The organism is Buchananella sp. 14KM1171 (assembly GCF_041380365.1).
Classification (GTDB): domain Bacteria; phylum Actinomycetota; class Actinomycetes; order Actinomycetales; family Actinomycetaceae; genus Buchananella; species Buchananella felis.
This window is the reverse complement of the sequence record NZ_CP159981.1, coordinates 1570923-1588576: the sequence shown is the minus strand read 5'-3', so window position 1 is coordinate 1588576 and position 17654 is coordinate 1570923. Positions and strand designations below refer to the sequence as shown.

At 66.2% G+C, this 17654-nt stretch carries 17 protein-coding genes; 4 read left to right on the top strand and 13 right to left on the bottom strand.

Annotated features, from left to right (window positions below; translation table 11 throughout):
- Positions 1–39 precede the first annotated feature (39 nt).
- The 6 genes from ABYF38_RS06140 to ABYF38_RS06115 all read right to left on the bottom strand — a co-directional run bounded on the left by ABYF38_RS06140 (position 40) and on the right by ABYF38_RS06115 (position 6802).
- Positions 40–1629 carry a lysine--tRNA ligase gene (locus ABYF38_RS06140; RefSeq protein ID WP_371151512.1) on the bottom strand — a complete coding sequence of 530 codons (1590 nt, stop codon included), beginning with the start codon at positions 1627–1629 and terminating at the stop codon, positions 40–42.
- Positions 1630–1640: 11 nt separating this feature from the next.
- The gene (gene panD, locus ABYF38_RS06135; RefSeq protein WP_371151511.1) at positions 1641–2099 is read right to left on the bottom strand and encodes an aspartate 1-decarboxylase; all 459 of its coding nucleotides are present in this window, start codon (positions 2097–2099) and stop codon (positions 1641–1643) included.
- Positions 2096–2947: a pantoate--beta-alanine ligase gene (panC, locus tag ABYF38_RS06130; RefSeq protein ID WP_371151510.1), complete on the bottom strand. Its 852-nt coding sequence runs from the start codon at positions 2945–2947 to the stop codon at positions 2096–2098. Before panC ends, panD begins: the two co-directional genes overlap by 4 nt.
- A 419-nt stretch (positions 2948–3366) precedes the next feature.
- Positions 3367–4278 carry a Rossmann-like and DUF2520 domain-containing protein gene (locus ABYF38_RS06125; protein WP_371153006.1) on the bottom strand — a complete coding sequence of 304 codons (912 nt, stop codon included), beginning with the start codon at positions 4276–4278 and terminating at the stop codon, positions 3367–3369.
- Positions 4278–6317 (bottom strand): PH domain-containing protein, encoded by a 2040-nt coding sequence (locus ABYF38_RS06120; RefSeq protein ID WP_371151509.1) that lies wholly within the window; start codon positions 6315–6317, stop codon positions 4278–4280. Before ABYF38_RS06120 ends, ABYF38_RS06125 begins: the two co-directional genes overlap by 1 nt.
- Positions 6314–6802, bottom strand: a complete 489-nt coding sequence (locus tag ABYF38_RS06115; protein WP_371151508.1) for a PH domain-containing protein — start codon at positions 6800–6802, stop codon at positions 6314–6316. The genes ABYF38_RS06120 and ABYF38_RS06115 overlap by 4 nt, the downstream gene beginning before the upstream one ends.
- 171 nt (positions 6803–6973) lie before the next feature.
- Here ABYF38_RS06115 and ABYF38_RS06110 point away from each other — a divergent pair, with 171 nt between their 5' ends.
- From ABYF38_RS06110 to ABYF38_RS06100, 3 genes are all read left to right on the top strand, one after another.
- On the top strand, positions 6974–7699 hold the full coding sequence (locus ABYF38_RS06110; RefSeq protein ID WP_371151507.1) for a response regulator transcription factor: 726 nt from the start codon (positions 6974–6976) through the stop codon (positions 7697–7699).
- A gap of 4 nt (positions 7700–7703) precedes the next feature.
- Positions 7704–9401, top strand: coding sequence for a sensor histidine kinase (locus ABYF38_RS06105; protein ID WP_371151506.1), 1698 nt, complete (start codon positions 7704–7706; stop codon positions 9399–9401).
- A 108-nt stretch (positions 9402–9509) separates the two neighbouring features.
- Entirely contained in the window at positions 9510–10904 is a 1395-nt protein-coding gene (locus tag ABYF38_RS06100) for a hypothetical protein (RefSeq protein ID WP_371151505.1), read from the top strand.
- A 17-nt stretch (positions 10905–10921) separates the two neighbouring features.
- On the opposite strand, the gene ABYF38_RS06095 is transcribed toward ABYF38_RS06100, so the two are convergent.
- Complete coding sequence (locus tag ABYF38_RS06095) at positions 10922–12523, bottom strand: IS1634 family transposase (RefSeq protein WP_420492504.1); 1602 nt, start codon at positions 12521–12523, stop codon at positions 10922–10924.
- Positions 12524–12653: 130 nt separating this feature from the next.
- Here ABYF38_RS06095 and ABYF38_RS06090 point away from each other — a divergent pair, with 130 nt between their 5' ends.
- Positions 12654–13091 (top strand): hypothetical protein, encoded by a 438-nt coding sequence (locus ABYF38_RS06090; RefSeq protein ID WP_371151504.1) that lies wholly within the window; start codon positions 12654–12656, stop codon positions 13089–13091.
- 39 nt (positions 13092–13130) lie between these two features.
- Here the strand turns inward: ABYF38_RS06090 and ABYF38_RS06085 are convergent, their stop codons facing one another.
- The 6 genes from ABYF38_RS06085 to ABYF38_RS06060 form a co-directional block, all read right to left on the bottom strand.
- Entirely contained in the window at positions 13131–13595 is a 465-nt protein-coding gene (locus tag ABYF38_RS06085) for an Imm61 family immunity protein (RefSeq protein ID WP_371151503.1), read from the bottom strand.
- A gap of 131 nt (positions 13596–13726) precedes the next feature.
- Complete coding sequence (locus ABYF38_RS06080) at positions 13727–14254, bottom strand: Imm61 family immunity protein (RefSeq protein ID WP_371151502.1); 528 nt, start codon at positions 14252–14254, stop codon at positions 13727–13729.
- 59 nt (positions 14255–14313) lie between these two features.
- A complete protein-coding gene (locus ABYF38_RS06075) occupies positions 14314–14748 on the bottom strand; it encodes an Imm61 family immunity protein (RefSeq protein ID WP_371151501.1) in 435 nt (144 codons plus the stop codon).
- A 146-nt stretch (positions 14749–14894) separates the two neighbouring features.
- The gene (locus ABYF38_RS06070; RefSeq protein WP_371151500.1) at positions 14895–15353 is read right to left on the bottom strand and encodes an Imm61 family immunity protein; all 459 of its coding nucleotides are present in this window, start codon (positions 15351–15353) and stop codon (positions 14895–14897) included.
- A 122-nt stretch (positions 15354–15475) separates the two neighbouring features.
- A complete protein-coding gene (locus ABYF38_RS06065) occupies positions 15476–16006 on the bottom strand; it encodes an Imm61 family immunity protein (RefSeq protein WP_371151499.1) in 531 nt (176 codons plus the stop codon).
- A 2-nt stretch (positions 16007–16008) separates the two neighbouring features.
- Positions 16009–17478: a glycohydrolase toxin TNT-related protein gene (locus tag ABYF38_RS06060; RefSeq protein ID WP_371151498.1), complete on the bottom strand. Its 1470-nt coding sequence runs from the start codon at positions 17476–17478 to the stop codon at positions 16009–16011.
- Positions 17479–17654: the final 176 nt, after the last annotated feature.

Here is a 17654-nt window from a genome sequence, read left to right as displayed (position 1 = left end):
GACGCTACCAGCGTCCCCACCCCGCTTGACGTTGCTCGTCTAGAGCGACTTCACCAAGGGGAAGGTGATGGTCTCGCGGATGCCCAGGCCGGTCAGCGCCATCAGCAGGCGGTCCAGGCCCATGCCCATGCCGCCTGCCGGCGGCATGCCGTACTCCATCGCCATCAGGAAGTCCTCGTCCAGCACCATGGCCTCCGGGTCGCCGTTGGCCGCCGCCAGGGCCTGCGCCTCGAAGCGCTGACGCTGAATGACCGGGTCCACCAGCTCGGAGTAGGCCGTGGCCAGCTCGAAGCCGCGCACGTACAGGTCCCACTTCTCCACCACGCCCGGCTTGGAGCGGTGTCCACGGGTGAGCGGGCTGGAGTCCTCCGGGTAGTCGCGCACGAACGTGGGCTCCCACAGCTTGTCGCCCACGGCGGCCTCGAAGATGACCTCGGCCACCTTGCCCGGGCCCCAGTGGTCGGCCACGTCCTCGCCCAGCTCCTCTGCGATACGCACCAGCTCCTCCAGCGGGGTCGCCGCAGTGAACTCGCGGCCCAGCGCCTCGGCCGTCGCCTCGAACATGGAGATCTCGCGCCAGGTACCGGACAGGTCGTAGCTGGAGCCGTCGGCCAGGGTGACCACCTCAGTGCCGAACGCGTCACGGGCCGCCTTCTGCACGAACTCGCGGGTGCGGCGCGCCATCGTGTCGTAGGAGCCGTAGGCCTCGTAGGCCTCCAGCATCGTGAACTCCGGGGAGTGGGAGGAGTCCGCGCCCTCGTTGCGGAAGTTGCGGTTGATCTCGAAAACCTTGTCCACGCCGCCCACCACGGCGCGCTTGAGGAACAGCTCCGGGGCGATGCGCAGGAACAGCTCCGTGTCGTAAGCGTTCATGTGCGTGGAGAACGGGCGGGCAGCCGCGCCACCGTGCAGCGTCTGCAGCATCGGCGTCTCGATCTCGATGAAGCCCGCCTCGTCGAAGTACTCGCGCAGGGACTTGACCACCTTGGCGCGCATGCGCACCATGTCGCGCGCCGCCGGGCGCACGATCATGTCCAGGTAGCGGCGGCGCACCCGCATGTCCTCGGACAGCGACATCTCGGTGCCGTCCTCGGCGGTGTAGCTCTTGGGCAGCGGGCGCAGCGTCTTGGCCGCGATCTGCCACGCCGGCACCGGGTCACCCTCGGCGATCCCCGGGGTGAACAGGCCGGCCGGGGCAACGCCCGGACGGGCCATGATGGACAGCTCGCCACGGCGGGAGCTGATCACGCGGCCGTGCACAAACAGGTGGTCGCCCAGGTCCACGTCCGTCTTGTACTCCGCCAGGGACTCCGCGCCCACCTCGGCGGCAGAGAGCATCACCTGGATGCGCTCGCCCGCGCCGTCCATCAGGGTGGCGAAGCACAGCTTGCCCGTGTTGCGAGAGAGCACCACGCGCCCGGCGATACCCACCAGGTCCTCGGTCTCCTCACCGGTCTCCAGGTGGGCGTACTGCTGGCGCACCTGCGCGATCGTGGTGGTGATCGGCAGGACTACCGGGTAGGCCTCCTGGCCGGACTCCAGGAGCCGGGCACGCTTGTCAGCGCGCACCCGCACCTGCTCGGGAACGTCACTCTCGGGGGTAGCCGCAGGGGCCTGGTTCTCAGTCACAGGGCGAAATCCTAGTCTCGGAAGGGCAGGGAGGCGCTGATCAGCTCAGCTCCCGTGTCGGGGGTGGTAGCGCCGGCGGGGGCGGCACCCGGGTGGGCCCCGGCCTCCACCAGGCGGTTGTCCGCGTCCACAAAGGCCACGTGCGGCTGGTAGGTACGCGCGTCGGCGTCGCTCATCACACCGTAAGAGATGATGATGACCACGTCACCCGGCCCCACCAGGTGAGCGGCCGCGCCGTTGATACCGATGACACCGCTGCCGGCCTCGCCCCGGATCACGTACGTGGTCAGGCGGTTGCCGTTGGTGCAGTTGACCACGTCAACCTGCTGACCCGGCAGGAAGTCCGCCGCGTCGCACAGGTCCGCGTCGATCGTGATCGAACCTACGTAGTTCAGGTCTGCCTGCGTCACCGTGGCCCGATGAATCTTGCCGATCATCATCGTGCGCTGCAGGGAGGCGGGGGTAGTCATCGGGCCATTACCTCTATCTCTGCGTTGTCGATCAGACGGGTGGTGCCCACCCGGGCGGCCAGCACCAGCAAGGCGCCTCCCACCCCACCTGCCGGGAAGGGCTCAAAAGTCTTGGGGTCCACCAGCTCGGCGTACTCCAGCTCCACACCGGGGGCCACCTGCAGGAACGAACGGGCCGCTGCGGCAACGTCGTCCGCCTGCTCACCACGCGCGGCGGCCTGCTGCGCCAAGCGCAAGGAAGCGGACAGCGCCAACGCCTGCTGGCGCTCCACCTCGCTCAGGTAGGCATTGCGCGAGCTCATCGCCAGCCCGTCCTCCTCGCGGCGAATCGGCACCGGCAAAATCTCCACGGGCAGGTCCAGGTCCTCCACCAGCTGCCCGATCACGGCCAGCTGCTGGGCGTCCTTGCGACCAAACGCCGCCACATCCGGACGGGTCAAGCCCAGCAGCTTGATCACCACCGTGCACACGCCCGCAAAGTGGCCAGGCCTGCGCGCCCCCTCCAGCGGGGCGCCCGCGCTCCCGGGCTGGATCGTGGTGGTGGGCGCCCCGTGCGGGTACATCTCCGCCACGCTAGGCGCAAACACCACGGCGGCCCCGGCGCCCGTCAGCTTGGCGAAGTCGCCCTCCAGGTCGCGCGGGTAGGCGTCCAGATCCTCGCTGGGCCCGAACTGCAGCGGGTTGACGAACACGGTGGCCACCAGGTGGTCGCACACCTTCGCGGCGGCGCGCACCAGGTCCAGGTGGCCCTCGTGGATCGCGCCCATGGTCATGACGACGCCCCGGCGCCCCTCCAGGCGGGAGAGAGCGTCGGCCAGTTCAGCGCGCGTGCGGGCAAGGATTTTCACGCCTTCCAGCGTAGGCGCCTGGCCCGGCCGGGCTCCACCCCGGGCGACCCGTGCCGGGAAACGTCACACTGCTGCGTCACCACGGATGTGCTGCTGCGTCACCGCAGGGGCGCGGCGGCACCCCGGGTCCCCACCCGAGACCGGGCGCGGCTGCACCCCGGGTCCCCACCCGAGACCGGGCGCGGCTGCACCCCGGGTCCCCACCCCGGCCCGCCCGCCCACTAAACCGCTCGACCTAGACCTTGTGCACTCGACCTAGACCTTGCGTAGCGTTCTCAGGTCTAGGTCGGCTGCATAAGGTCTAGGCCGTACGAATTTGAAACAAACACCCGGGCCAAACCCGGGCCAAACCCGGGCCAAACCCGGGCCAAACCCGGGCCAAACCCGGGCCAAACCCGGGCCACCCCACCGGGCACCCCTCAACCGGCCAGCGCCTGCCCTAACTGGCGCACCTGCTCGGGGTTGAGCCGCCCCAGCGCCTCGCAGCGCTCCACCGTCGCGGTGGCCAGGTGCCGGTAGGTGCGCGCGGCGGAGGCGAGTTCGGCGGCGACGGCCGGCTCGTCGTCCACCCGCGCCCCCACGGCCGCGGCCTCAATGGCCTCCAGGTGTCCACGCACGGTTCCCGAATCTCCTCGTGAAACTGGCCCGGTCAGGGCCGAGTCGCTCTCCCGCAGGGCTCGGTCTAGAGCCGTTTCCAGCAGCGGGCGCAGCGCCCCAGCGTCCCTCACCCCGGCGGCCTGCGCCAGCCGCACCGCCTGGTTCACCAGCGTCACCAGGTGGTTGGCGCCGTGCGCCAGGGCCGCGTGGTAGAGCAGCCGCGCCTCCTCGGCGACCACGAAGGGTTCGCCGCCCAGCTCCACCGCGAGCGCCTGCCCGATCGGCAGGATCCCGGGGGCGGCGGTCACCGCTATGGGGCAGCCGGTCAGGCGCGGCAGGTCCAGGGAGGTGCCGGAGAACGTCATGGCCGGGTGCAGCGCCACCCCGATCGCCCCGGCGGCGGTGGCGGGGGCCAGGACCTCCACCCCGAATCGCCCGGCGGGGTGCACCACGATCTGTCCCGGTTTGAAGCAGCCCAGCTGGGCCAGGCCGGACACCAGGCCGGGCAGGGCGTCGTCGGGCACGGCGAGCAGCACCAGTTCGCTGCGTGCCACCACCTCTTCCACTTCCAGCACGGGCACGCCGGGCAGCATCACGTCGGCGCGCTCCCGGCTGGCCTCGGAGGAGGCGGATACCGCTACGACGTCATGCCCGGTGGCGCGCCACGCACTGCCCAGCACGGCGCCCACGCGACCGGCCCCGACGATGCCGATGCCGAGCCGGCCGGTGGCGATCACTGCGCGGCCCCCTGACCGGGCTCTTGGTGGCCGACGTTCCACCCGCCCCCGCCAAACTGCACGGCCCCCTGACCGGGCCCCGCCGGGGCGACCGGTGCCCCGGGCACGCCCACCGGGGCGACCGACGCCCCGGCCACGCCAACAGATGCAGACGCAGCCCCGCCCCCGCCAACCGGCACCGGCGCAGGCACGCCACCCGGCGCGGGCGCGGCGGGGACCTCCACGCCTACGCGGGTCATCCACTGCTCGGGGGCCTCGCGGTGGCGGTCCTCCCGGGACAGGCGCACCAGGTTTTCCTGCAGGTAGGCGGCGTAGCCGGCCTCGACGTGCTGGACGCGCACGGGGGCGGTGTTTGCCACCGCGAGGGTCAGGCAGGCCACCCCGGCGGCACGATCGAGTGGGCCGGCCTTTGCCGTGACGCCCTGCAGGCGCACATGAGGCACCACCTGCAGGGAGCGCCTGATGCGGCCGCTGCGGTAGAGGGTGGTGCGCTCGGCTAGGCGCACGCCCAGGCGGCGGAACTCGATGGGGTTGAACCAGCGGGCGCCACGTGGGCTGACCACGAATCCTGCGGCCTCGCCCTGCCCGGTCAGGCCGGCTGCCAGCACCTCTGCCGGGCTCTCGCCGGGCAGCAGCCCCAGCTCCGGCACGGCCAGCCAGAGCGCGTAGAGCGCTTCCTCTCGCGAGCCGACGGGCAGCAGCGTGATGTCGTTCTCCAGCTTCTGGTTGTTGCCGTCTTGGCGGCTTTGGCCGGCCACCTGCACGGTAACGCGCCACCAGTCCTTGCCTCGCCACAACAGCGGCTGGGTGAGGGTGACGGCCTGGATGCGCCCGGGCGGGATGGTCTGCGCCACGGTCTGGGTCAGGCCCCGGTGGATGCGCACGCCGTCGGCGGACAGCGCGGCCCGGAAGTTGTATTCGCCGGCGAAGCGCTGCCACAGGAAGCCCGCGAAGGCGATCACCATGGGCAGCAGGTAGGCGGGGCCGGCCAGCAGCACCTCGATGTGCCCGAGCGCGGTCAGTACCAGGGTGGCGGTCACGACCCCCAGCAGGGCGAGCGCCGCGACCCAGACGGCGAGGTTGCGCATGAGCGCGCCGATGAGGTTGCTGGGCGGGACGCGGTAGATGAGCCGCTCGGGCGCCACCGGGGAGCGCCGTGCCTCCATGGACATGTCCACGCGCTGGCCGCCCTGGAAACCGCTCAGAGCCGCTGGGGCAGTCTGCTGCCCGTGCGGAGCCGGCGCCACCGGGTGCGCGCCCGTCTGCGCGGCTGGCGGAGCCACCGCGATTGCCGGCCCTGCCGCCGGCATTGCCATGGCCGACGCTGCCGTCCCGGCCGCCCCCACCTGTCCAGGCTGAGCGGCTGGGACGAACTGGGTGGGCGCTCCCGGCGCGACGGGCTGGGCCAGGCCAACGCCCTGGCCCACCTTGACGCCGGCGGCGCGGGCCAGCACCTCCGCGCGCAGCTCGTTGAGCTCGCGCTCGGGGAGGAAGCCGATCTTGACGCTGGAGTCGGCGCCACCGGCCGCCTCCACGGTGAGCTCGCCGAGCCCCAGGATGCGGCCCAGCAGCGGCCGGGTGATGTCTACCGTCTGGATGCGCGTCAGGCGCAGCACGCGCTGCTGCTTCATCAGCACGCCGGTGTTCAGATGGACGCCGTCGGAGGAGACCGTGTAGCGGATAGCCCGCCATTGCAGGAAGAAGCCCAAGGCCACCAGCCCCAGTAGCAGTCCGGCCCCGCCCAGCGCGTGGAGGGTGTAGTCCTCCACGACTCCGGCCAGGGTGCCGAAGAAGCCGGTGCTGCGGAAGTCAGACATGAGCTCCACAAAGACAGCGAAGAGAACTGCGGCCAGCGCCACCACTGCCTGCCAGGAGCGCACGATGGGGGTGACACCGTGCACGCGGCGCCAGATGACCTGTTCCGGGCCGCGCTCCAGCATCACCGTGCCCACCTCGCCCTTGACCTCGCCGGCAAAGGACAGGGGCGCGGCGGTGGGGGGTGCGGGCGGAACGTCGGGCATCATGGGCGCGCTCACAGGCCCGCCAACTTCGCCTCGCCGAGCGCGGTCAGGCGGGCGCGCAACCGGTTGGCCTCCTCCAGGGGCAGGCCGTTGATGACCACGTCGCCCTCCATGGCGGCGGTGTGCATCTTCAGCTCCGCGATCCCGAAGGCGCGGGCGATGGGGCCGGCGGAGACGTCCACGTACTGCATGCGACCGTAGGGCACCACGGTCAGTTGCTTGAACATGACGCCCTTGCGCCACAGCAGCTCCTCGGCGCTTTCCGCGTATCCCATCGCCTTGACCTGGCGGGAGACCAGCAGGCTCACCCACAGCGCGATCACAGCGAAGAAGCCCGTGCCGATGTAGAACCAGGGGCTGACCAGCACGGCGGGGATGGCGAAGGCGATCGCCCCGATTCCGCAGGTGATCCAGGTGCCTGCCAGGCGCACCGGTGCGAGCTTGGGCGATACCGGCTGGAAGACCACGCCTGGCGGGTTGAACGGGTCGGCGGTGGGCATTGATAACTCCTCGGTTCAGGACGGGCTTTGAGAATTATCGCTGCTCGGGTCAACTCCAAGCTCGCCCCGAGGGAGGACTGGGGAAAAATCGAGGCTCCTCCGGGCGACTCTCCATCCACAGCCCACTCAACTTCCAGCCAACCTCCAGACAAAAGGGGGAATAATTGATTTATGAACGCTTCAACCCCTGAGGCTCGCCTGCTGGTAGTGGATGACGAGCCGAACATCCGCGACCTGCTGGCGTCGTCCCTCCGCTTCGCGGGCTTCGAGGTGATCACCGCCTCCAACGGCACCGAGGCGGTCACTGCCGCACTCAACGAGAACCTGGACCTACTGGTCCTGGACGTGATGATGCCCGACATGGACGGGTTCTCCGTCACGCGCCGGCTGCGCGAGCGCGGCATCCTCACCCCCGTCGTGTTCCTCACCGCGCGCGACGACATGCAAGACAAGGTCCAGGGCCTGACCGTGGGCGGCGACGACTACATCACCAAGCCCTTCGGCCTGGAAGAGGTGGTGGCCCGCATCCGCGCGGTGCTGCGCCGCACCAAGAAGGACGACGGCGGCGACGACGGCGTGTTGCGCGTGGCCGACATCGAACTGGACGAGGACGCACACGAGGTGCGCCGCGCCGGCAAGTCCATCGAGCTCTCCCCCACCGAGTTCAAGCTGCTGCGCTACCTCATGCTCAACGAGGGCCGCGTGGTCTCCAAGAGCCAGATCCTGGACCACGTGTGGGAGTACGACTGGGAGGGCGAGGCCAACATCATCGAGTCCTACATCTCCTACCTGCGCCGCAAGATCGACTCCGTTGCCCCGGAGGGCGACGTGCCCGCCACCGAGCTGATCCAGACCCGCCGCGGGGTGGGCTACATGATCCGCGCTCCGCGCCAGTAACCGCGTGGCAAGGCAGCAGGGGGGCGGGCGCGCTGGGATCAAGGCGCGCTTTCACGACAGTTGGCACGCGGCGCCGCTGACGCAGCGGCTGGTGGTGCTCACCACGGCGCTACTGACGCTTGGCCTGGCGATCGCCTCGATGGTGACCGTCACCCTGCTGAACAACCACCTGATGGAGCAGCTGGACCAGAAGCTGACCGGGACCGCGCCGGTGATCGCCACGCGCGCCCTGCAGCTTTCGCTCCAGTCCACGCCCGGTGACTTCAACTTCGTGGGCGACTACTACGTTCACATCAAGTTCGACGGCTACGACACCACCACCCTGCTGTGGTCTGAGCTGGAGAAGTCCTCCGGGCGGCCGGTGGACCTGGGGGTGAGCTACGCGGACGCGGTGGTACGCCTGTCGGAGTCCGGGGACCCGGTCCCCTTCACCCTGGCGTCCAACATTCCCGGCAAGACGTGGCGCGCGGTGATGATCCCTATCTCCCCTCGCACCACCTCCCAGGCGCGGGGCGTTGCGATCGTGGCGTTGTCCACCGAGCCGCTGAAGGCGACGATCCTGCGCACCGTGGGCGTGATGATCGTGGTGGCCACCGTGATCCTGCTTATCTCCGTGGTGGGGGCTAGTTACCTGGTCCGACGTGCCCTGCGGCCGCTGCGAGAGATCGAGCAGGTGGCCGGGCAGATCGCCGGCGGTGACCTGGCGGTGCGTATCCACGCTGAGCCGCCCTCCACCGAGGTGGGCTCCCTGGCCGGTTCCCTGAACCTCATGCTGGCGCGCATCGAGCAGTCCTTTGCGCGCGAGCAGGAGCTGCGGGAGAACATGCAGCGCTTCGTCTCTGACGCCTCACACGAGCTGCGCACACCCTTGGCGGCCGTGCGGGGCTACGCCGAGCTCTACCGCATGGGCGGTATTCCCGCCGATCAGGTGGGCTCCACGATGCGCCGCATCGAGTCCGAGTCCAAGCGCATGGGGGGCCTGGTGGAGGACCTGCTGCAGCTGGCCCGCCTGGACGAGGGCCGCCCCCTGCAGTTCAGCAACGTGGACCTGAGGCGCGTGGCGGCCCGGGGCGTGGAGGACCTGCGTGCCCTAGCCCCGGACCGCGAGGTGAGCCTGCTGCTACTGGCAGACAACGCCCCTCAGCTGGGCGACGGCACCCCGGCCGATCCCACCGACTTCACCCGGCTGCCCGCGCAGAACGGCGCCGACGCGCACCCGACCGCCCTCGGCCAGATAGCCCCGGTCAGCCCCAGCCAGCCCGCCCCGCTCCTGGCGGTGGCGGACGCCGACCGGATCACTCAGGTGGTCACAAACCTGCTCGGCAACATCCAACGCCACACGCCCCCCGGCTCCCCGGTGGAGATCGCCGTGGGCAGGCGCGGCGGGATGGGGGCCATCGAGGTGCGCGACCACGGCCCTGGTATTCCCCCAGAGGCATCCTCCCGAATTTTCGAGCGCTTCTTCCGCACAGACACCTCCCGGGCCCGCGCCACGGGCGGTTCTGGCCTGGGCCTGGCGATCGTCTCCGCGATCATGGCCAAGCACGAGGGCACCATCCGGGTGCTGGACACCCCCGGCGGTGGCGCCACCATGCGGATCGAGGTGCCGCTCGCTGGCCCCAAGGCAGCACGCACAAAAGCCGTCTCCAGCGGGGACGAGGGTGGGACGTCGGCCCCAGCGGAAGCCAAAAAGCGGCGCTAAAACACGCAGGCGGGGCGTGAATCGGTCCCCAGCCAGGCAAAACGAACTGGACAAGTCGCGGCAAGCGGACCATTCTTTAACGCTGATAGGCAAGCAAGGGAGTACGCAGTGACTATTGCCGCGTGGTTGCTGCCGGCGTTCATTCGCTCGGTGCAAGCGCTCGGAGCACAGGCCGATGAGGAGAAGATCAGCAGGATTGGTCGGGCCCTCATCGATTCGTGGCAATCTCCCGAACGCACCTTCCACTCCGTCAAGCACCTGGTGGCGGTGCTGGAGCGCCTGGACATTCTGGCCATCGCCTCCCACCACCCCGACGCGCTGCGCGTGGCCGCCTGGTACCACGGCGCCATCTACCGCACCCCGGCCCCCGGGCTCGACCCCCGCAAGTTCGGGGAGGACACCCAGGCCGGCGCCGTGCGGGCCCGCCTGGAGCTGACCGAGCTGCGCGTGCCGCCCGCCATGATCGACTACGTCGAGAAGATGGTGATGAACATCGGCGGGGCAGGCCCGCGCGACGTGGACTGCGCGGTGCTGTGCGACGCCGACCTGGCGATCCTGGGCGCCACCCCGCAGAAGTATCGCGACTACCGCACCAAGATCCGTGAGGAGTACCGCGAGCTGGACCCGCTCACCTACGTGGTGGGCCGCCTGGCCGCGCTGGAGCGGCTGTTGGCGCGCCCCGCGATCTTCCGCACCTCGGCCGGGAAGCAGTGGGAGGAGGCGGCCAGGCAGAACCTTGCCTCCGAGCAGGCCCGCCTGGAGGCCGAGCTTGCCGAGCTGGACCCCGACGGCAGCCTGCGCGCCGAGCTCTTGGCGCACGCCGAGGTGGACGCCGCCGGGGAGGTGCCGGCGCCGGGCGTGCCGGAGGCTACTACGCCGCGTCTGATCGTTGCCCCCCTCCCCCAACCGGTCGCCCCCGCTGCCGTGGCGACGCCGATTCCCGGCGGGCGGGGCGCCCACCCGGCCGTCGTGAGTCCCCCGGTGGACGACGCTGCCGCCCGGCCGACCGCCAAGTCCGCCGAACTCCTGGGCGGTGAGAAGGCGGTGGCCGGAGCTGCTAAGCCGGTGGTAAGCGCTGCTAACCCGGCGGCCGGTGCCGCAAAGCCGGTTGCCGGCACTGCTAAGCCGGTTGCCGCCGACGGCAGTGATGGCGTGCACCGCATGGAGGTGACGCAGCGGATCGAGCCGGTGCCGGGTCTGGAGATCGACAGCACCCAGGCGCTGGCGCCCGTGGTTGCGCCCGCCCCGCAGCGGCGCAGCGTGGCCGAGCTGATGGCGGCCCTGGACTGTCCGCGCGCGGCCGAGGACGACTTCTCCACCCTGGAGACCTGCCTGGAGGACCTGGACGCCTTTGACCCGCGCCCCGCAGCGCCGGTTGCCGCGAAGCGTCCCGCAGCGCCCGTGACCGCTGCCGAGCCGGCAGCGGTGGAGGTGGGTAACGCCGGGCTACCCACGGCGGGCGGCGAGGGCCTTGGTGCCGCCACTGACGGGCCAGAGCTCTAGCCTGACTTTTGACACCGTTAGTGACCCATTTTGTTGGTGAGGCTGGCCAGGATGTTGGCGGCTTGGCCTTGGGGTTGGCTGGTGGCTGTGAGTTCGTGTCCGTTGATGTTGATGGTGACGTCAATGACGGGCCTGAGGGCCTGGATGATCTTCTTGATGGACAGGCCGGTTCGGGTCTGTAGGTGGCGGGCTATGGCCAGGGCAGCGGTTACCACGGTCAGGTGAGCCTGGATGGATTGGTGGGTGTGGTGGAAGACCGGGCGGGCGCGTAGATCGTGTTTGGACATGCGAAAGGACTGTTCCACCTTCCACAGATCGTGGTAGTCAGCCACAATTTCGGCCGCGCTCATGGCCTGGGCTGGGATGTTGGTGACATAGCCCTTAAGCCCGACTAGACGCCGCGCCCTGGCCAGGGCCTTTTCATCCAGGCCCCTTCCTTGGGAGCTAGTGGTGACGAACCTGGCTGAGCGCATAGCTTTTTCCCCAGCAACGATGGCTCTAGCCCGGTTCTCCTGGAGAGTAAGGGTCTTGTTGTCCCTGGCGGCACGCTTTGATGAGTAGACCCAGATCGCCCGCCACGAGCCCGGGTGTGTTTGTGGGTGCCAGACCGGTTCGGCCTTGAGGCGCTGATCGCGTTCTTGTTTGCCGGCGTGGCGTGGGGTGATGGTCTCAATGATCTGCCCATCAGTGAAGTAGTCCCCGTGCCAGAAGAAATGCGCTTGGAGGTCCAGGGGCGCTTTGGTCTGCCTGGCCCCGACAATGAAGCCGTAGCCAGCCTCGTTGAGGGCTTGCAAGTTAGCCCGAGAGAGCATGCCAGCATCAGCTACCACCACCAGGTTTTCCACCCCAGCGCGTTGCTTGAAGGCCTCGATGGTAGGGATGAGGGTATGGGTTTCGCACTTGTTGCCCTCCCAACAGGAGGCCTCTAGGGGAAAACCGTTGCGGTCTACCAGCAGGCCGACCAGGATCTGGGGATCGACGCGGCGTTCCTTGGAGTAACCGACCTTGCGTAGCGCGTCTTCTTCCTCGACTTCGAAGTACAAGGTAGTCACGTCGTACAACACCAAGGACACATCCCCATACGCCAGGCAATGCGCCAAAGCCGCGCGAGCCAAAGCGCAGCGGTAATCACGCTCCACACAACGGGCCAGGGCACGAAAGTGGGTGCGTGAGTCAAAGGATTCCAGCCCCAGGCTGGTCAACATTGCTGCTATAGCGCTCTTGCTGGTGGGTTCGATCAGCCGGGCCAGGACAATCTGTTTGAAGGCCTCATCGCCTACCGCTTGGTCAAAGCCAAGATCCCGCCAAGCATCGCAAAGGATCTGCCACAACAAGCCGCTACGGTGGCCAACCACGCGCGCTGCGCTACTGGCCGCCTGCCGGTAGTCCTCCAGGCCACCCGGCGCGGAGTCTGCCCACCCCGATGAAAGGTCCAGGTCTAGCTCGAGCTGGCCAGGATGGAGCTTTTCCCGTGCGATCTGGACCAAGGCAGCAAGCTCGCCAGGCGTACGAGCCGAACCAATGTGCTCAACAATCCTGTTACGCCGGCCTTCCTTGATCACGATCTGCACAGCCGTGGCCCCCGAGGCAGTACGCACTTGACGGATGAACGGGCTCACAAACCCTCATCATAGCCACCCCCTTAGTGACCCAAACCAACCCCCACACCCGCAGAAAATCAACGAAAACCCGACCCAAACCACCCAGCTCCATACCAAGTGTCAAAAGTCAGGCGGAGCTGCTAAGCCGGTGGTAAGCGCTGCTAACCCGGCGGCCGGTGCCGCAAAGCCGGTTGCCGGCACTGCTAAGCCGGTTGCCGCCGACGGCAGTGATGGCGTGCACCGCATGGAGGTGACGCAGCGGATCGAGCCGGTGCCGGGTCTGGAGATCGACAGCACCCAGGCGCTGGCGCCCGTGGTTGCGCCCGCCCCGCAGCGGCGCAGCGTGGCCGAGCTGATGGCGGCCCTGGACTGTCCGCGCGCGGCCGAGGACGACTTCTCCACCCTGGAGACCTGCCTGGAGGACCTGGACGCCTTTGACCCGCGCCCCGCAGCGCCGGTTGCCGCGAAGCGTCCCGCAGCGCCCGTGACCGCTGCCGAGCCGGCAGCGGTGGAGGTGGGTAACGCCGGGCTACCCACGGCGGGCGGCGAGGGCCTTGGTGCCGCCACTGACGGGCCAGAGCTCTAGGAAGCGAGGGGCGGGCGTCCGTGCCGCAGCCGTGTCCCGCTAGTCGGGTCGTTTCACCACGTAGTCGCTGAGCAGCGGTGCGCCCGCCGGGTCCATGTAGGACTGGGCCAGATCACCCACCGGCAGGTCGGCAATGTGGGAGTACTCGACAATGCGACAGTATCTCCCAGTAAAATCTCCCGACATTGTAATGGGGACCGTTGTTCCATCACTCCTGTCCAAGGTGGACCAGGCTGCACCAAGCGCACGCACCTCGTAACCGCCCCTCACCTCGGCCGCATCGCCCGGCAGCTCGATCTCCGGCAAACTCATAAAGTGCCTATGAATCTCTCCAACACGCTTAATGAACCATCTCTCAGCTGCATCTAGCCGAGAACTGAAAAGCTCGGCCCAAATGCTGCTGGCACGCTCGGAGCCTCCCACCTTATATAGCCCCCGCTCTTTATAAATGTGAATATACAAATCGCCGGCGAAGCCGAACGCGTACCCGCTGCCGGACTCCATGTTTGTCGACCTAAACGAGCACGTTTGCATCCGCGCTAACTCTTGCGTGTAGCGGTTGAGAATCCTCCACAAGACCACTTCAGCACTCCTCACGCGTAGACCTCGCCGTCACGCCCAATCCTGGCAATTCGTCATCTGCGCACATAGTCGCTGAGGAGCGGTGCGCCCGCCGGGTCCATGTAGGACTGGGCCAGATCACCCACCGGCAGGTCGGCAATGTGGGAATACTTAGCAATGTCGGAATAGTCCTCCCAAACAGTACCTAGAATCGCCACCGGCACCTCGGTCCCGTCGCTCCTGACCAGAGTGGACCAAGCACCCTCGAGCCCGCGAACTTGATACCCCGCACGCACATCTTTTAAACCTGCGGGCAATTCAATAGTGGGAGACCCGTCGTACGTACGCCGTACATCCCCCACACACTTCACAAACCACCGCTCGGCGGCATCAAGTCTCCGACTGACCACGTATGGAAAGACTGAACGATCACGTGACGCCGTACCAACCTTATAGAGCCCCTTCTCTTTATATATATGGATATACAAATCTCCGGCGTACCCGAACGAGTACCCGCCACCGAACGTGATGCTTGTCGACCTGAATTCGCAATTCGAAATTCGCGCCAACTCTTGTGTGTAACGGTTGAGACTCCTCCACATCACGGTTTCACCACCCCCTGTACGTAAGCCTCGCCGTCACGCCTAATCCAGGCAACACGTCATCTGCGCACATAGTCGCTGAGGAGCGGCGCGCCCGCCGGGTCCATATAGGACTTTGCCAGCTCACCCACCGGCAGGTCGGCAATGTGGGAATACTCAGCAATGTTGGAGTGTCGCTCGGTAACAGTCCCCAGCACCGCCACCGGCACCTCGGTCCCGTCACTCCTGACCAGAGTGGACCAAGCACCCTCGAGCCTACGAACTCGATACCCCGCACGCACATCACTTAAACTGCGAGGCAATTTAATCATCCGCAGGCCTCTATACCTTCTGCAAATCTCCCCCATGCGCATTACAAACCATCTCTCAGCCGCGTCAAACTGCGGACTGACAAACTCGACGAACACGTCACCGTCGCGCGACGACTTCCCAACCTTATACCTCCTCTTCTCTCTAAATATGTGAAGATATACATAGTCTGCGTATTCAAACACATACCCACCAGTTCGGCTCGACCACCTCAGGTCACAACCGTGCACGCGCCCCAACTCTTGTGTGTAGTGGTTGAGACTTCTCCACACCGTTATCTCAACACCCCCTTCGCGTACGCTTCATCGTCAGACCTAATCCTGGCAATGGGTCATCTGCGCAAATAGTCACTGAGGAGCGGTGCGCCCGCCGGGTCCATGTAGGACCGGGCCAGCTCACCCACCGGCAGGTCGGCAATGTGGGAGTACTGGACAATGCGACAGTATCTCCCAGTAAAATCTCCCGACATTGTGATGGGGACCGTTGTTCCATCACTCCTGTCCAAGGTGGACCAGGCCGCGCCAAGCGCACGCACCTCGTAACCGCTACTCACCTCGGCCGCATCGCCTGGCAACTTAATCTCCGGTAGGCCCCTGTAGTTCCTATGAATCTCGCCCACGCGTTTTATAAACCATCTCTCGGCGGCATCAAATCGAGAACTGCAAAGCTCGGCAAACACACCGCCGTCACGTGAGGACTTACCGACCTTATACACCCCTCCCTCTTTATATATGTGGAAATAAATATAGTCCCCGAAACCAAACATGTAGCCGCCAGTCTTGCCGGTCACCCCCAGGCTGCAACCCTGCACCCGCCCCAATTCTTGCGTGTAGCGATTCAAAATCCTCCACAAGACCACTTCAGCACTCCTCACGCGTAGACCTCGCAGTCACGCCTAATCCTGGCAATGCGTCATCTGCGCACATAGTCACTGAGGAGCGGTGCGCCCGCCGGGTCCATGTAGGACTGGGCCAGCTCACCCACCGGCAGGTCGGCAATGTGGGAATACTTAGCAATGTTGGAATAGTCCTCCCAAACAGTACCTAGAATCGCCACCGGCACCTCGGTCCCGTCGCTCCTGACCAGAGTGGACCAAGCACCCTCGAGCCCGCGAACTTGATACCCCGCACGCACATCTTTTAAACCTGCGGGCAATTCAATAGTGGGAGACCCATCATAATAGGCACGCCGCACATCCCCCACACACTTCACAAACCACCGCTCGGCAGCATCGAGCCTCCGGCTCACAAGGTCAACAAACACATCTTCATAACGCTCCGACGCCCCGACCTTATACAGCCCCTTCTCTTTAAATATATGGATAGACAAATCTCCGGCGTACCCGAACGAGTACCCGCCACCGAACGTGATGTTTGTCGACCTGAACTCGCAACCCGAAACTCGGACCAACTCTTGCGTGTAGCGGTTGAGACTCCTCCACATCGTTACTTCAGCACACCTCCCCCCTTCAGGTCAGCCCCGGTCCAGACGATACCCTTAGCCGTTTCAATGAACTGGACCTGAATCCCACCACCTGGAGAACCCAGAGCGGGGGCGATTTCCCCGACTTTGATCATAAACCCGTCTAGCGAGCCAGTTATCTGATACGAATAATGGGGGTGATCGTAGCCGCGCGGATCGATTCCTCGTTTCTCAGCCGAGATGGGCACACCGCCGGGCGCCTCAGCAAAGAACTTCCCACCTGGATGGCCAATCCTATCTAGGTGAAGGTCGTGCCCCGCCGCCAGATACTCCTCCAGGGAGTTATAGAATCTCTCCGTACCTGGAACAAAACCATTATTTGGCGGAAGATCTGGAATCAGGGAGTTGTCTTTTATATTCCACACGAGGAACTCATTCTCCCATTCAACCTGCGACCTGGGCGTTCCGTCCGCCTTCGCCCCGTACCTGAATTCAAGGTCCTCGACAAGGTGAATACTAGATTCCGAATCCCATTGATGCCGCTCAAAATTATCCCAGTGAACGTTTTTTCCCTCCAGATACTTGAACTTTGCGCGCGATGCTTCCCGCTCGCCCGGCGTCATCATCGCGCGACCTTCGCGAGGCTTCGTCATGTCAATCATGCGATTGCGAATTTCCATTACGGAGGCATGCATTCTGCGCACAGTCTGAACTGGATGGCGCAACGCTTTTGGTAGCATACGCACTGCATTCAATCCACCCACAGCAAGGGCCTCGCCTGTCTTGCGGATATTTCTTCCGTAGCCGAACACAAACCCCTTGAGGCTCGCTCCCTTTGTGGCTTTTCCCATCGCGAAGAGAACCTTGGGAGACATGTTCTTGACGGCTCCTGCAGCCCCCCGCAGCCCACCAAGCCCCACGCAGCCAAGCGCGGCAAAACCTACCGACACAACCACCTCGAGCAGCGTCTTTTCGCCCGCCACATACAAGACAATGTCGGCCATGGCCGCCACCACTCCAGTAACCGCGGCAATCGCCCCGAACCCTGCCGCAAGTACCGGCCCTACAACTGGAATAAACGCAAAGACCAACGCGAGAATGCCGGCAAACTTTGAGATTGCGCCCGCTACGGCAGATATCCAGCCGATGACCTTGGAGCCCCAGTCATCCCACAAGGAATCTGAAAGACCATCCGCTTCCACAGCCCCCTTGATCGCATCGATCGCGTTCTGTGCCGCCTGATCGCGTTCACTTACAGCAGTCTGGATCGCCTCAACCTGACGCCCAATCTCCGCTTCCGCGTCCGCAACGTCCTCGTCCGCCCAGCCGGCAAGCCGCGTGTAAAGGGCGTACTGGTCTTGCCCGTGCTCATCGGCTGCCGCCTCGTAGTCCTCGGCAAGTTCCTCGAACTGGCGCCTACGGCGTGTGGCATCCTCCCGCACCGCCACAGCGTTCTGAGCAGCGTAGAGCGCAAGGAGAGTGTCAGACTGCACCTGGTCTAGCCGAAACGCGTAGGTTTCGAGCGCACTACCGGCGCTCCTATAGCGCGCCTCTGCGGCGTTTACGCCGTCCACGATCGTGTCCCGCGTTTCCATGAGCGCCCGCACACTCTCGGCCTGGCTGGAGTCCCCCGCGTCCAGGGCACGCAGATTAGCCGCGCACGCCTTTA